The sequence below is a fragment of the Streptomyces sp. BR123 genome, assembly GCF_013401435.1.
Lineage (GTDB): Bacteria > Actinomycetota > Actinomycetes > Streptomycetales > Streptomycetaceae > Streptomyces.
This window is the reverse complement of sequence record NZ_JACBGN010000007.1, coordinates 17,830-32,331: the sequence shown is the minus strand read 5'-3', so window position 1 is coordinate 32,331 and position 14,502 is coordinate 17,830. Positions and strand designations below refer to the sequence as shown.

Annotated in this window: 11 protein-coding genes and 3 pseudogenes; 9 read left to right on the top strand and 5 right to left on the bottom strand. The window is 70.7% G+C overall.

What is annotated here, in order from left to right:
• Positions 1 to 196: 196 nt before the first annotated feature.
• Entirely contained in the window at positions 197 to 538 is a 342-nt protein-coding gene (locus HYE82_RS02040; RefSeq protein WP_179172148.1) for a VOC family protein, read from the top strand.
• A gap of 487 nt (positions 539 to 1,025) precedes the next feature.
• Positions 1,026 to 2,260 (top strand): annotated as a pseudogene (locus HYE82_RS02035) (IS110 family transposase).
• Here HYE82_RS02035 and HYE82_RS02030 read toward each other — a convergent pair.
• Entirely contained in the window at positions 2,250 to 2,771 is a 522-nt protein-coding gene (locus tag HYE82_RS02030; protein ID WP_179172147.1) for a hypothetical protein, read from the bottom strand. The pseudogene HYE82_RS02035 and the gene HYE82_RS02030 sit on opposite strands and share 11 nt — an antisense overlap.
• A gap of 457 nt (positions 2,772 to 3,228) precedes the next feature.
• Here HYE82_RS02030 and HYE82_RS02025 point away from each other — a divergent pair.
• Positions 3,229 to 3,408: pseudogene (locus tag HYE82_RS02025) on the top strand (DJ-1/PfpI family protein); the annotation flags it as partial.
• A 54-nt stretch (positions 3,409 to 3,462) separates the two neighbouring features.
• Here the strand turns inward: HYE82_RS02025 and HYE82_RS02020 are convergent.
• A complete protein-coding gene (locus HYE82_RS02020) occupies positions 3,463 to 4,281 on the bottom strand; it encodes a glutamate ABC transporter substrate-binding protein (RefSeq protein ID WP_179172146.1) in 819 nt (272 codons plus the stop codon).
• A gap of 212 nt (positions 4,282 to 4,493) precedes the next feature.
• Here HYE82_RS02020 and HYE82_RS39195 point away from each other — a divergent pair.
• Positions 4,494 to 4,688, top strand: a pseudogene (locus HYE82_RS39195) (hypothetical protein); the annotation flags it as partial.
• Positions 4,689 to 4,926: 238 nt separating this feature from the next.
• On the opposite strand, the gene HYE82_RS39190 reads toward HYE82_RS39195, so the two are convergent.
• Together HYE82_RS39190 and HYE82_RS02010 are read right to left on the bottom strand one after the other, a co-directional pair.
• Positions 4,927 to 8,292, bottom strand: coding sequence for a tetratricopeptide repeat protein (locus HYE82_RS39190; protein WP_179172145.1), 3,366 nt, complete (start codon positions 8,290 to 8,292; stop codon positions 4,927 to 4,929).
• Positions 8,293 to 8,380: 88 nt separating this feature from the next.
• Positions 8,381 to 8,710: a trypco2 family protein gene (locus HYE82_RS02010; RefSeq protein WP_179172144.1), complete on the bottom strand. Its 330-nt coding sequence runs from the start codon at positions 8,708 to 8,710 to the stop codon at positions 8,381 to 8,383.
• A gap of 686 nt (positions 8,711 to 9,396) precedes the next feature.
• Between HYE82_RS02010 and HYE82_RS02005 the strand changes: the two genes are divergently transcribed.
• The 4 genes from HYE82_RS02005 (at position 9,397) to HYE82_RS01990 (ending at position 12,836) form a co-directional block, all read left to right on the top strand.
• Positions 9,397 to 9,705, top strand: a complete 309-nt coding sequence (locus HYE82_RS02005; RefSeq protein ID WP_179172143.1) for a hypothetical protein — start codon at positions 9,397 to 9,399, stop codon at positions 9,703 to 9,705.
• A gap of 777 nt (positions 9,706 to 10,482) precedes the next feature.
• Positions 10,483 to 11,493 (top strand): DUF6192 family protein, encoded by a 1,011-nt coding sequence (locus HYE82_RS02000; RefSeq protein WP_179172142.1) that lies wholly within the window; start codon positions 10,483 to 10,485, stop codon positions 11,491 to 11,493.
• A gap of 3 nt (positions 11,494 to 11,496) precedes the next feature.
• Positions 11,497 to 11,925, top strand: a complete 429-nt coding sequence (locus HYE82_RS01995) for a RacP protein (RefSeq protein ID WP_179172141.1) — start codon at positions 11,497 to 11,499, stop codon at positions 11,923 to 11,925.
• Between the two features lie 56 nt (positions 11,926 to 11,981).
• Positions 11,982 to 12,836: an IS5 family transposase gene (locus tag HYE82_RS01990; protein WP_179172140.1), complete on the top strand. Its 855-nt coding sequence runs from the start codon at positions 11,982 to 11,984 to the stop codon at positions 12,834 to 12,836.
• Between the two features lie 55 nt (positions 12,837 to 12,891).
• Here the strand turns inward: HYE82_RS01990 and HYE82_RS01985 are convergent, their stop codons facing one another.
• Complete coding sequence (locus HYE82_RS01985) at positions 12,892 to 13,569, bottom strand: class I SAM-dependent methyltransferase (RefSeq protein ID WP_179172139.1); 678 nt, start codon at positions 13,567 to 13,569, stop codon at positions 12,892 to 12,894.
• Between the two features lie 274 nt (positions 13,570 to 13,843).
• Here HYE82_RS01985 and HYE82_RS01980 point away from each other — a divergent pair, with 274 nt between their 5' ends.
• Complete coding sequence (locus HYE82_RS01980) at positions 13,844 to 14,497, top strand: hypothetical protein (protein WP_179172138.1); 654 nt, start codon at positions 13,844 to 13,846, stop codon at positions 14,495 to 14,497.
• Positions 14,498 to 14,502: the final 5 nt, after the last annotated feature.

Here is a 14,502-nt window from a genome sequence, read left to right as displayed (position 1 = left end):
CCTCGCCCTGATGCATCACCTCGCCGGGCTCAATCGGCAGCGTGCCGCCGGCTCCTCCAGGTGGTGTCGGCGTACGAGTTCATCTGCAGAGCTGAGTACGGGGTCGTGTGCAGAGTTCTGCGGCGGGCTACTTGATCAGCAAGGGGATTTATGCTGATCGCTCGGATGGGCGCCGCTCTGCTGCGATGATGTGATCATGGCGATTGACTCAGTGGTTCTGCGACGGCGTGTGGACGACCTCGAATCGGCCGCGCTTTTCTATGAGGGACTGACTGGTGAGCCGGCGGTCCGGTTTGAGTTCGCGGGGCTGAAGCTGGCCAGCACGGGCCCCTTTCTCCTGTTCACTGGGCCGAGGGAGGCCGCGGAGCGGTTCGCCGGGGTGGCAGCCACCTTGTCCGTCCCGGACCTGGACTCCGCGGTCGCGGCCTGCGAGGCGGCGGGCGCTGAGGTGATCGCCGCTCCTGCGGTCACGCCGAACGGACGTCGGGCGGTCTTGCGGCACCCGGACGGAGGCGTTTTCGAGTACGTCAGTCGGTGACCTGGAAGACAGCGCGTTGGTAGCGGCTCGCCAGTTCCTGCCGGAAACGTGCATCACCGCGAGGCCGTATCCGCTGCGGCTCAGGCCTCGCGGTGGTGGGTGAGGGTTGCTCAGGTGGCAAGCCGGGCCGTCTCTGGCGCGGCCCTTCCCGGCGGTGCTGTTCGCCTTCGCCCGGCCCCGCGCCGCGCGGCGCCGGCTACGAGGGGCCGTCTTCCACGAGCGGGCCCGCCGGGTCGGGAACGTGAACTACCGGCTCACCGTGGCGACCACCACCCTGCCCCGGCTGACCCGCGACGGAGCCGACGGCCGAGTGTGGCGGGTCGTCGGGAACGGCCAGCTTCGAGCTCTGGACACGGCGTGCGCCCGTGCGGTCCGGCGGTGCCGCGCACGGCTGATGAGGTGGCGGGCCTTGGAGCCCTGGAATTAGTGCGCCGTGCGGCCCTGCGTGCTCGCCTTCGAGAACAGCACCGGAGAAGGGGCGGGATCCATGGACGTGTTCTGCGGAATCGACTGGTCAGAGGGACACCACGACGTCGCGCTCGTCGATGACACCGGCAAGCTGCTGGCCAAGTGCCGGATCAACGACGACCTGGACGGCTACCGGCTGCTGCTGGACCTCTTGGCCGAGCACGGCGACACCGCGGAAGCGCCGATCCCGGTGGCCATCGAGACCAGCCGCGGCCTGCTGGTCGCCACGCTGCGGCAGGGCCCCCGCAAGATCTACGCGGTCAACCCGATGGTTGCCTCCCGCTACCGCGACCGGCACGGAGTCAGCCGCAAGAAGTCAGACCCGGGCCACGCCCTGGTGCTCGCGAACATCATCCGCACCGACGCGCCGGTACACCGCCCCGCTACCCGCTACCCGCTGACAACGACCTGGCCCAAGCCGTCTCTGTCCTGGCCTGCGCACAGCAGGACGCGGTCTGGAACCGGCAGCAGGTCGCCAATCAGCTGCGGTCCCTGCTCAGGGAGTACTTCCCGGCGATGATCGAGGCGTTCAGGGACAAGCCGGGAACCCTGACCCGCCCCGATGCCCGCCGCATCCTGGCCGTCGCGCCCACACCTGCTCTGGCGGCCAAGCTGCCGATGGGGAAGCTGACCGCCATGCTCCGGCGAGCCGGCCGCCGCCGGGGCATCGAGACGGACGCGGAGCGAATCCAGCAGCTCTTCCGCGAGGAAGCTCCTCGGCAGCTGCCTCTCGTCGAGGACGCCATGGGCAAGCAGGCACTGGCCTTGTTGCTGCAGCTGGACGCGGCCTGTCAGGCGGTCGATGACCTGGCGAGCGCCACCGAGCAGGCCTTTCGGTCACACCCGGACGCGACGATCATGCTGAGCTTCCCCGGGATCGGCCTCCAGGTCGGTGCCCGCATCCTGGGCGAGATCGGCGACGGCAGGAGCCGGTTCGCCACGGCTGGAGGACTGAAGGCGTACGCCGGCTCGGCCCCGATCACGCGGGCCTCCGGTAAGCGCCGCTACGTCGGACGCCGGTTCGTCAAGAACAACCGGCTCAACCACGTCGGCCACCTGTGGGCCTTCACCTCCCTCAGCGGTTCATCCGGCGCGGACTCCCACCACCGGCGCCGCCGAGCAGGAGGTGACTGGCACACGCAGGCCCTCCGGCACCTGTTCAACCGGATGCTCGGCCAACTCCACCACTGCCTTCAGACGCGCAGTCTGTTCGACGAAGCGATCGCTTTCCCCGCGAACGCCGCTACGGGGTGACTGACGGGCACTCTTCCTCCGGCGCGGCCATGACCAGGCCCGAGCTCACGGCGTCGATCCCCACGCGCTGGACGGAGGCCCAGCGGTTGAGGAGGTAGCAGGCCGAGTCGGGGTCGTACGCTGCCGTGGGCAGCTGCGGTATGCGCTTGCGGCCGGTCTCGTCGAGGCGGTAGGGAACGTCGAAAGCTGTGTTCCAGCCGTCCAGGTCCGCGGCAAAACGCTCTTCCGCCTGCGCCGGACCGATTCCCAGGTACTGGGCGATCTCCGCCCAGGAACTGCCGCGCTCGCGTTCGTAGATCACGGCCGCGGCCAGAGCGCGCTCTGCGAGCTCGATGAGCTGGAATGCCTGGCTTACCCGGCCCCCGGGACCGGTGTCGGCGTCCCACTCGGTGGCCACCAAGCCACTCGCGTGGTCGGCCACGTTCACGGAGTGGTCGCAGAGGACCAGGCGTGCCAGAGCCTGGCGGGTGAATCGGGCACGGTCGGCGTCGTAAGGGGTCGTCTCAGTCACCCCCACAGCCTCGCAGGCCGTATCCGCGGCGAGTATCCGATTTCCGCAAGGGACCGGTCTTCGCTTGACGGCTTAACCGCATGAGGTGTCTTTCCCACGCGATAGCCGAGGGGAAGAGGTGTCGTCCCTTCAGGGCCGGGCCGCGGAGCTCAGGCCGGCTGCGCCTGGAGTCCGGCGAGGGGAGAGCGCCGGCCCTTGCCGACCGTGCGCAGCTGCGCCCAGTCGACCTGGGGTGTGCCCTGGGCAGGTCGTCGACGTGGCCGGCGGAGAAGCGGGGGACGTCGACGGCGCCGGCCTTGCTCGCGCCGAACTGGACGCAGCCCCAGGAGATCGGAGCGATCCAGCCCAGGCGGCGCATCCACTCAAAATCGACCCGACGGACGCCGAGCCGAGCTGCCGCCTGCTCCGGCCTGAGCGGCGTCTCACGGTCCAGCAGCTCGGCCAGGCCCTCCCGGGCGGTCGGCGGGTGACCGCGTACCCGGCCCTGGAGCCGGACATGAAGGCGGTGGGGGCGGCCTTCGAGGACTCCGAGGCCGTGGTCGACGGCACCCTTGTCTCGGCCCGGGCCTGGCCCGACCACCCGGCCTGGAAGCGGGAGTTCCTCAAGGTGCTGGCCGACAAGGCGCCGCTGACCTGACCCGGGTGCGGCAAGGGGGTTTCCGGTTCTCCCTTGCCGCCGCCCCGGGCGCCGTCAGCTGCCCGCGGAGGTGACCTGCGGGGCGGGCTCGTGCTTGAAGTTGGACTGGCCGAAGTTCTTCTTCACGGCCGCGTCCCAGGAGCCGTCCTGGACCATCTTCTTGAGGGCGGCATTGATCTTGGCGTGCAGATCCTTGTTGCCCTTCTTGATGCCGATGCCGTAGCTCTCGTTGCTCAGGCTCAGCCCGACGAGCCGGAACTTGCCCGTGTTGCCCTTCTGGGCGGCGTACCCGGCCAGGATCGCGTTGTCCGTGGTCATGGCGTCGACCACGCCGTCCTGGAGGGCGATCACGCACTCCGAGTAGCCGTCGAGCTCCAGCACGCTGGCCTTCGGCGCCAGGTTCTGCTTGACGTTCTGCGCCGAGGTGGAGCCGGCGGTGGAGCAGAGCGTCTTGTTGTTGAGGTCCTCGGCCTTGGTGATTGTGGCGTCGTTGGCGCGGACGAGCAGGTCCTGGTGGGCCGTGAAGTACGGGCCCGCGAAGTCGACCTTCTCCCGGCGCTTGTCGTTGATCGTGTAGGTCGCGGCGACGAACTTGACCTCGTTGTACTGGAGCAGCAGCTCGCGTTCGGAGCTGTCGACCTTCTTGAACTCGATCTGCTCCGGCTTGTAGCCGAGCTCCTTGGCGATGTACCTGGAGACGTCCACGTCGAAGCCGGAGAAGGTGCCCCCCGCCTCGCGCAGGCCGACACCGGGCTGGTCAAAGGCGATGCCGATGGAGAGGGTCCCCTTGGGTCCTTCGTCGCCGCCGCAGCCGGTGGCGGTCAGGGCGAGGCCGATCACAGCGGCCATCGCGCCAGCCTTGGGGACCTTCATGTTGCAACTCTTTCCTCGGGGACGCGGGACGCGGAGCGGGATCGCCGGTGCGCGTGGAACCGCGGGGTACGTAGAAGCGTCAAGACGCGTGTAAGAGGAAGCTAAGAATGCTGCCGCCTCGGTGTCACTGGATCTGGGCGAAACTTGAGGTAACGATCCGGCTCGACCGGCGCTTCTGCGGCGATTATGGCTTCGAACGGGATGAAGGGTCCGTGGTGACAGGTTCGGTACGGGTCGATGGAAATGCACTGTTCCTTGGTCAAGGGGTGTAGACCCGTTCTATCCGGACGTTGCGGCTGCCGGAGTCCGGCACCCACGCCCTGCCCCCGGGCCTGGGGGAGTTCCCGCTGCGCCGGGTCGAGGACTACCCGGACACCGTGCCGCCCGAGTGGCTGGCCAAGGGCGGGGGTACGGCGGCGGCCGGGCCCGGGACTGTAAATCGTTCGGCTCTTCCAAGAGACCTCCCCGGCCGTCGAAGTGGCCTGCGCCCTTGGTGGCCCGGAGGTCCGCGAGCAGTTCGCCACCCGCATCCTCGCCCGCTACAGCGTGAACGCATGGTGCATGCTCGCCCCCGAGGTCCACCTGGCGCCGAAGCCCGCGCCCCGCAGCCCCGGCTCGCCGGGATCCCGCACGACGCCCGCCGGATCAGCGCCGCTCGTACAGCGCGAGTTCGGGCAGGAGGCGGAACGCCTCGCGGGCCGCGGCCAGCGCCTCGTCCCACCGGTGCTGCCCCTCCAGCCTGCGGGAGAGCGTGTACAGGGCCTTGGCGAGGTCGGGGACGTGGGCGGGGCGGGTGGCGGCCAGGGTGCGATAGACGGCGACGGCTTCCTCGAGGGCGGCGAGGGCCTCCCCCGGCCGGCCGGACTGCTCCCGCCGTACGGTCACGGCGATCAGGCTGCTCGCCAGCCCTTGCAGGTGGGCGTCCGGGTCGCGGGAAGCGAGGGTGCGGCGGATGTCGAGGGCTTCCTCGAGGGCCGCCAGGGCCTGCTCCGTGCGCCCCACGGCCGCCAGCCGGGTGCCGAGGGTGTGCAGTTGCACCGGCAGGTGGGACAGGTGGGCCTCGGGGTAGGCGCGCGTCAGGCCGCGGAGGATCCGTACGCACTCCTCGGTGGCGGCGAGTGCCTGCTCGGGCCGATCCAGGGCCGCGTGGAGCGCCGCGACCGTGCTCAGGCTCGCGTTGAGCGCCATCAGGTGGGCGTCGGGATGGATGGCGACCAGGCCCCGGTGAATGGCCAGGGCCTCTTCGGCGGCGGCCAGGGCCTCTTCCTTCCGGCCCGAGTCCTCCAGGGCCCAGGCCAGCCGACCCAGACTCTGGGCCAGCTGGGGCAGGTGGGCGTCGGGACGGGTCCTGGCCATGGCGCGGCTGAGGTGCACCACGCGTTCGGCCACCGACAGGGCCCCCTTCAGCCAGCCCATCTCCGCACCTTTGACCGCCATCTCGCTCAGCGTCGCGACATGGGCGGGAGAGTACGCAGAGCCTGCACCGGCCAGGCCGTCGTGCAGCCGGGCGGCTTCGATGAGCGCCTCCATGGCCTCCTCCTTCCGGCCCAGGTCCCACAGGCGTTCGGAGTGGACGTTCAGGCTCCGGGCGAGCTGGCGGGCCTCGGCGTCCGAACCTGTCCCGGCATCGCGACGCAGGCGCACCGCCTCCTCGGACGCGGCCAGTGCCGCCTCCTGTCGCCGGAGATCGCCCAGCAGGGCGGCGAGCTTGTTCAGACTCTCGACGAGGTCGGAGGTGCGGCCGCTGCCAAGGCTGCGGGAGAGCGCCACGGCTTCTGTGATCGTGGCCAGGGCCTCCTCACGGCTCCCGAGGTCACGCAGCCGGTCGGCGTACGCGTTCAGGCTCGCGATCAGGGGGACGGCGTCCGACAGTGAACGGGCGACGGTGACGGCTTCCTCGGCGGGGGCCACCGCCTCCTCCCGTCGGTCCAGAGCCGCCAGGCGCGAGGAGAGGGAATGCAGGCTCCACACCAGGTCGGGGCTGTGGGGGAGCCCGCGGTGGCGGGCGACCAGGTGCCAGGCCAGGTCACAGGCCCAGACGGCCAGGCGCTGGCTGCGCGGGACTCGGTCGTCGAGCTGCCTGAGGGTGTCCAGCGGGGTCCGGGGATCCGCGGCGATCTGCTGCAGGCCGGCCACGAGCGGGCCGGGACGCTCCACTTGGGTGGCGGCGGCCATCGCCGTGGGTGCCAGGACGGTGCGGTGCCGGACGCACAGCGCGGTCAGCTGGTCGTCGAGCTGCCCCGCGAAGACGGCGTGCGCGGCCGCGCGGCTGTAGAGGGTCAGCAGCCGGCCCGCCTGCTCTTCGGTGATGCCCGGTACGAGGTCGTGGGCCAGCCCGGGTTGCGCTTCCAGGCGGCGGCCGATCAGACGCTCCGTCAGCCGGTCGGGCTGCAGGCTGCCCCAAGGACCCGGATCGGCCGAAGGATAGAGGGCGGCGATCCAGGCCAGTACGGCATCGCGGCGGTCGCGCGGCTGGTCGGCCAGCCCGCCGACCTTGCGCAGGACCTCGGCGGCCTGATCGCGGCCGGCGGCCCCCACCAGCAGGGCGGCGGCGAGCGCGGCATCGAGGGTGGCCGTGCTCAGCGCCGGACGGAGACCGCAGGCAGTCGCGCTCTGCTCCCAGTAGCGGCGCTCGTGCAGGAGCAGGCGGTCCTCGACGCCGGCCGCGGGTCCCGCCCCGTCCTCGGCCGGACCGGGGTCGGCGGCGTCCAGCAGATCGGCCAGGGCGGTCATGTGCAGGGTCAGCGCGTTGTCCATGCTCGCCCGGTTCACCTCGAGGGAGGGGAGGGCGGCGGCCAGCGCCGGCCAGTCGGGCCCCTGCCGGCCGCGCACCTCGGGCAGCGCGGCCGCGAAGGCCTCCGCCGCCCGCCGGTACGCCTCCGGACGCGCGGCTGCATCGCTCTCCAGCGCCGGCAGCGCGGCCACCGGGGTGCCGTCGAGTAGTTCTTCGGCGGTACGGCTCACTGCCTGCGCGCTGGCCCACCAGTCCCCGGCCGTCCGGGCCAGCAGGAAAACCTTGAACGGCGTGGCACCCCCGTGCTCGGCGGCGGCCTCCAGGATCGCGGCGAGCTGTGCTGCGCGGGTCTCCGCGTAATCCAGCACCACCAGCAGCGGCTTGGCGGCCCGGCCCACCGCCCGCAGTTCTGCCGGGGTGGCACCGGCGCGCGGCCACAGCACCGCCCAGCCGTCCGGAGCCAGGGTGGCGGCGAGCTGGTGGGCCAGCCGGGTCTTCCCCTGCCCGGCCGGGCCGTGCAGCAGCCAGCTGCCGAACCCCTCCTGCCGGCACCAGCGAGCCAACCGGCCCAGCAGTTCCTCGCGGCCGTGGAACGCCACGACTTGCCGGCCAGCCTGCAGCAGCGCCGCCGCCGAGCCCAGACCGCCGGCCGGCGCCACCGGACCGGCCTCGGCCACGTCCTGGAACTCCACCGCTTCGAGCACCATCGCACCGGCGCAGTGCTCGGCCAGCACGGCCCGGAACTCCGCGTCGTGGTGCAGTACGTACGCCGGCACCACCGAGAGCGCGGCATGCCCGGAGCGGCCCGCGTCGGCCGCGACCACCCCGGTCAGCAGGCGGCCGCAGAACATCGCGGCCCCTGACAGCCCGCCCCACGGCGACGACCCGTCGGTCGGCCAGACCGGCGGATATGGGCCGAGGTCCATCACGTGCCGGTTGGCCACGAAGCCACTGCCCGGATTCACCGTCCCCGCCAGCTGCGCGGCCTCCACCGCCGCCCCCGGCCGCTGCACCACGTCCGGTACGCCCCAGGTCGCGCAGGGTTGGCCGGGCTGCTCGGTCACCAGGCGGCCCCAGTGCACCCCCGCGCCCGCCGGTGGCCGCCACCCGGCGTCGTCCACTTCCACCAGGGCCGCATCGTCGCGCCCGCCGGGCGTGCCGCACCACACCACGGCCCCGCCGAACACCGCGTTGCCGCCCGGCCGGAACACCTGCACCCGCGTGCCGCGCCGACCGGCCACGTGTGCCGAGGTCAGCACCAGCCGCGGACCGATCACGTACCCCGATCCCGGCCCGCCCGGTCCTCCGACCGCGACCAGACGATCCCGCCTCATCGCATCCCCCGTTCCGTACGGCGACGCCCGGTCAGTCCTGGATCCGGCCGCTCACGTCGCCGGGACCGGCCGGCCGGTCCGCGCCCCCGCTGACCAGCAGATCGCCGCCGGCGGGACTCCTCGGGGTGAGGGTGAACGACACCCGGTGCGTCCGGCCGCGGGCCACCCCGGCCTCCGCGTCCGCCGTCACGGCCCACACCCGGAAGCCCGCCTTCGCCCGCGCATCGGCGCGCAGCTCGACCTCGAACTCCATCTCCACCGGCCCGACCACGAACGAGATCTCGTGTCCCGCACCGCTCGCCGCGGCTTCCAGCAGCTCGTCCCGCACCGCCGCCACGGCGTCCGCCAACCCGATCTCCACGCATCCCACCCCGTCCCCGTCGACTGCACGTCTGCCCAGGCCGAGCGTAGGGGCACGGCACCGCCCTGCGCAGGCGGTCATGAACAGTTGTCCGAGTCCGGACGGGGGCGCAGGGCGGTTGCCCGCTACGGCAGTGGGGCGAGCGGGGCGGGGAACGCGCGGGCGCCGGGCGTGTCCAGGCGTTACGCGACGTTGGCCGCGTAGCAGGCACCGCCCCGCACGGCACCGTCCGCTGCGCCCAGTGGCGAGCCCGCCTGATCCGCGCCGCCCACGAGCGCCTCGACCGCCTCACCGAAGCCGCCGCACCTCGGCCCGTCAGGGGCCCTGTGAACCACCGCGCCCGGGAACGACTTCCACAGGCGCGGTGCTGGCACCCTCCGCTGGGCATATCAGTGGGGAAGCGCAGGTAGGAGCTAGGCGTGCGTAATGGGGCACCGCCATGAGGCGTGCACGCGCGGGCGTGGCACGCTGGGGGGCGGTGAAGGAGGAGTGAAGGAGATACGACGATGGCGACGATCCACTGCCGCCCGGGAGACGGCGTGCGGTCGGCGGCCCGGCCGCGCGTCGACCTGGACGTGGGCAAGCCGCGCGCTGGCTGGGCAAGCCGAAGGGAGCTCCTTGAGAGGGCACTTCGGGGTCTCCTTCGGTACCCACTTGGGGGCCCGACACTCGGGGAGGAGCGGGTGATGTCCGGCGGGTCGATCGAGCTGCACCGCCTCGCCAACGCCCTCGAGCCGGCGACGCGGTGGAGCGGCAGCACGGGCGTCGAGTTCACCCCATACACCGCCTGGGCGGACGTGCGGCAGGCGCTCTCCAACGTCGCTCCGGTTCCGGAGTTCACCGTCACCGACCAGGGCGGTTTCCTGGAGTACCGGTCGGAGGCGTCCTGTGTCTCCGTCATCGTCGTGGACGACGAGGAGGAGGAGAGGGGTTACCACGTGGGGCACGGGGACATCTGGAGCGTCAGCCTGTGGGCGCCCGTATGGGCGAACTGACGCCGGCACCCCGCGTGGTGAAGACGCCCGTGCCAGCCGCCCGGTGCGGGCGCCACCAGCCCGAGGTCCGGCCGAGGTGCGAGCGCTGCTGGCGTACCGGCGGGGGTATGCGTCCCTCTTGTCTGCCGGTCATCGACATCACCGTTCACACGAGTTCTCTCCCGCACGACGGCCGGTCGTCCTATCCGCGCACCATGGTGCACTGAAGCGGCTGCCGGGCAGCCTGAGCGGCCGGGCAAGCCTTAGTGCCTGTTTCTGAACTGCCGTGCTGAGTAGCCTCAGGGGGCCTACGCTGGCGTGGTGTCCGAGCGTTTCGGGCGGGCCGGAGAGCGGGTGTGTGGGGGCTGCGGTGAACGGCTGAGGCCGGAAGCGCGGCCCGATGCCGTGTACTGCTCGACGGCCTGTCGTGCCAGGCAGTGGCGCCGGGGCCGCCGTCTGCGCAAGCGGGTGGCCGCGGAGTTGAGTGGTGCCGGCCGGGCTGAGTGTCCCGAGTGCGGGACGGCTTGGGTGGCGGGGGTGGACCGGCGGTCGAACGCCGTCTACTGCTCACGTCGGTGCGTCGTGAGGGCCTGGCGGGCCCGGAAGGAAACGTTCGGCGAACGGTCACAGTGACCGCATCGCGAACGCATCAGAATCGCACCTTCGGTCAGATTCCGGTCATTCGTGGTCGTTCGTTGTGATCTTAGGATTTCCGGTCTGACTCTCGGGCCAGGAAGCGGGCCGCGTCTTGTCACGGCCGAGGGGCTGTGCCCCGGCCCGCGGTGGGTGGTGAATGCCATGCCCGAAGAGATCAAGAACGCCGACATGGTCGGCAGCGTCAGCTCCAGCCGCTACGAGCAGATCGTGGCCGAGCTGCGCACGGTGGTGGAGAACCAGACCCGGGGCCAGTTCACGATCGGCGACTACGCGCTGGAGATCGAGCCGATGCGCGAGGCCGGCGGCCAGGAGCGGGGCGAGGAGCTATTCACGGTCAAGGAGTCGATGTTCCGCCTGGCCGAGGACATCGGACTGTCGTACTCGACGGTGAAAGAGGCCAGGTGGACGGCCTCACGCTGGCCGAAGGAACACCGGCAGAGCACGGTGTCCTTCACCGTCCACAAGATCCTGGCGGGCATCGGCGACGAGCGGGAACGGTTCGCCGCGATCCTGACCCCGCCGGAGGGCAAACCGCGGTGGACCGCGGACGAGGCCCGGCGCCGGGTCGGCCGACAGGTCGAGCACCCGATCACCCCGCAGGAGAAGGTCAGCGCGATCCACACCCTCGCGAGGGACGAGAAGGTCGCCGCCACCGTCACCAGCGACCTGCTGCGGCGTCCGACAGTGGTCGCCCAGGTCAGACAGGAGGACAAGGTCCGGGCCGTCGAAGAACTCACCCGCGACGACCAGGTCGCCGCGACGGTGACCACCGGCCTGCTGCGGCGTCCCGACGTCGCCTTCCGCGCAATGTCGGACGACACCGCCCGCCACCAGGTCAACCACGCCCAGGTCGAACGCGGCCGGCAGGCCCGCGAGCACTTCGAGGAGACCAGCCCCGTCGCTCCGGCGATCCGCAGCATCGACCGGTCGGTGGAGTTCTTGGACCTGGTCACCGCCTGCCACGCGTTCGTCGCGGCGGCAGGTCGTGTCGTCCCGGGCCTGCGCGACCGCCAGCTCGGCGACGACGAACGCGGAGTCGTCCACGAGAACATCGCCCGCGTCCGGGCGACGCTGGACTGGATCGAGACGGCCGTCGACACCGGAAAGGTTGACGTCGACAGAGAGCTGGCCCGTCTCCTGCAAGGTGAATAGGCGATGCCCCGCGCTGCCGAGCGCAGATCACCCGCCGCCCAGCGACACGCCGACACCGTCCGGTTCGTACTCTTCGAGGCGAGGCCGGCGGGCCTGGCCTTCAACCAGCTGATCCGATCCAGCGAGCTGTCGCCCAGCCAGGCCCGCGCGGGCCTGGCCTGCCTGAGAGACATCATCACCGAGCGCGGCTGGCCGCCCCTGATCTGGACCAGGACCGACGGCTACAAGTTCTGCTCCGACCTGGCCGAGCTCCAGGCGTACGAAGTCGCGATCATCCGAGAGAAGCTCACCGAGATCCGCCGGTTCATCACCGGCGTCGTCGCCCCGCACGCCGCCCTGCAACCGAAGGGACGGTGGATCAAGCACCTGAACACCCAGCTCAGCTCGGTGGAGTCCACGCTCGATGTGATCGCCGACTTCATCGACGCCTGACCGCCGGGGCCAGCCGCGAAGCGGCCGGCCCCGGCCCGTCTTCCAGGGAGGGACCGTTGGCCCGGCGCCGCTGCTACCCCTCCGACACCTTCGACGACGAATGGGCCCTGATCGAACCGCTGCTGCCGTCACCGGCCTGCGAGAGCCGCAGGGGCGGACGCCCGGAGAAACACCCCCGTCGTGAGATCGTCGACGCGATCCGGTACGTCGTAGACACCAGCTGCAAGTGGCGAGCCCTCCCCAGAGACTTCCCGCCCTGGCGGACCTGCTACGGCTTCATGGCCCGCTGGGTGGCGGCCGGTATCGTCGGACAGATCCGCGACCAGCTCCGCAAACGCATCCGCCGCGAGATGGGCCGGGCCCCCGGCGCGGTCGCCACCGTCATCGACTCCCAGTCCGTGAAAGCCGCCGAGACCGTCGGCAAGGACTCACGCGGCTACGACGGAGCAAAGAAAATCAACGGCCGCAAACGGCACCTGGTCGTGGACACAAAGGGCCTGCCACTGTTCGTCATGGTCACCCCCGCCGACATGACCGACCGCGACGCGGCCAAGGAAGTCCTCTTCCGGCTCCGCCTCATGCACCCCGAGATCACCATCGTCTGGGCCGACTCCGGCTATGCCGGACAGCTCGTGAACTGGGCGAAGAAGTATCTGAACCTCACGCTCAAGACCGTCAGCCGGCCCAAGGGAGCCGTCGGGTTCGTCATCCTGCCCCGCCGCTGGGTCGTCGAGCGGTCGCTGGCCTGGATCATGCACGCCCGCCGACACGCCCGCGACTACGAACGGCTCATCCAGCACTCCGAGTCGCTGATCACCTGGGCCGCGATCACGCTCATGACCAGGAGAATCACCCGTCGGCAGTCCCGAAGGACCGGTCAAGCCCTCTCTCGCGAGGGCGAACGAGACTGACGGTCGCCCGGGCGACCGTCACCCCGCTCCTGCCCCGTTCACGGCACCGCCCAGGTCAGGACTTCTCGCTGCCCGGACCTTCCTGAGTATCCGGCTGGCGACGCGCGAAGAGAATCCCTCCGAGCGGACTCTCTGCTGAGGTGAGAGTCATCTGTGCCTCGACCCTGAAGCCGGCATCGTTGAGCCATGCGGCCAGTTGGTCAGGCTGACGCAGATGGACGTAGACCTTCATCGGGTGGCCGCCATAGCCCTCCGTCTTCAGCCTCGACTCGTCACCAACATGGAAGCCGAGCAGCAGCGGCCCACCGGGCCGCAGCACTCGCCGGAAGTGCGTGAGAACTGAGCTGATCTCATCGTCAGGAACGTGGATCAGTGAGTACCACGCGACCAGGCCGGCCAACGAGGCGTCGGCTAGGTCTAGGTCCGTCATGGAACCGACCTCGAACCGGAGACCAGAGTGCTCACGCCGAGCTATCTCTATCATCGCGGGCGACAGGTCGATTCCGAACGCGTTCATGCCCAGTCCATGCAGGTAGGCCGTGATCCTCCCCGGTCCACAGCCCACATCAGCCACCGGTCCTCCGCCTGCGGTGGTCACCAGGCCGGCAAACAACTCCAGGACCGCACGTTCGTAGGGCGTTTCATCCAGGAGGTCGCGCACCTGGTCCGTGTAGGTGACGGCGACGGTGTCGTAGGACGCCTGGGTGTCTGCCAACCAGTCTTCAGAGTTCATAACGAGCCACCGTAGTTCCACGGAACAGCCGTGCCCTACTGGGGCCATGTCCGCCCTCGGCTGGCTCCCACAAGCACGGGCTTGGCCCGATGCTCCCGCTCAGAATCCCGCCGTAGAGGTTCAGAAACAGGCACTTAGGCGACCCTGGGCAAGCCCACCGCGAGGGCGGCTTGCCCAGGCTCCCGCTACGGGCGCTCCCGCCCCGGGCGCAGGACGTTGGCGTAGACCCGCTCCCGGACACCGGGCTGTCAGTGCCCTTTGGCAGCATGAATCCATGAGCAAGGTAGTGAACTACAGCATGGCGAACCGCGGCGCGATCGTGCGCTTCGTGCCCGCCCTGGACCTGAGCGCCGACGAATCACGACGCCTGGACAACATGCGTGTCAGGGCGAAGGCACGTCAGGACAGCCTCGACCATCAGGGCGTGGACTGGGGGCTGTCGGTCCCGGACGCCTTGGAGCAGCTGGTCTCCGGCCGGGCCGACTCCTCCGCCGATTACGCCGGTTGCGCCTACTACGCGGCCCTCCAGATCATCATCGACCACAACGCGAGCGACAGCTCGACCCTGGCGAGCTACCGGAGCCCCGTCACCTACTTCTCCGCCCTGGACGACGCCCTCAGCTCGGCGGGCGTCCCGGCCGACCTGCTGCCCTACCAGTACGTCTTCAGCGGCCCGCCCTCGGAGATCGGGTTCCACATACCCCATCCCCTGGAGGGCTCACCGGAGATCGGCTGCTGGCCACTCGCGAAGGCCGGCCCCGCGGTGGAGGCCTACCGCGCCGTGCTGGACCGCGTCGACGCCGATCTCCGGTACGACCTCGGGGAGCTCATCGAGGCCCTCGACGGCTGGGCCTCGGAGTGGAACAAGGGCGAGGGCGCCTGGTGGTGGGCCGAGGACGGCTCGATCTTCTTCTCGATCACCGGCTGACCCGG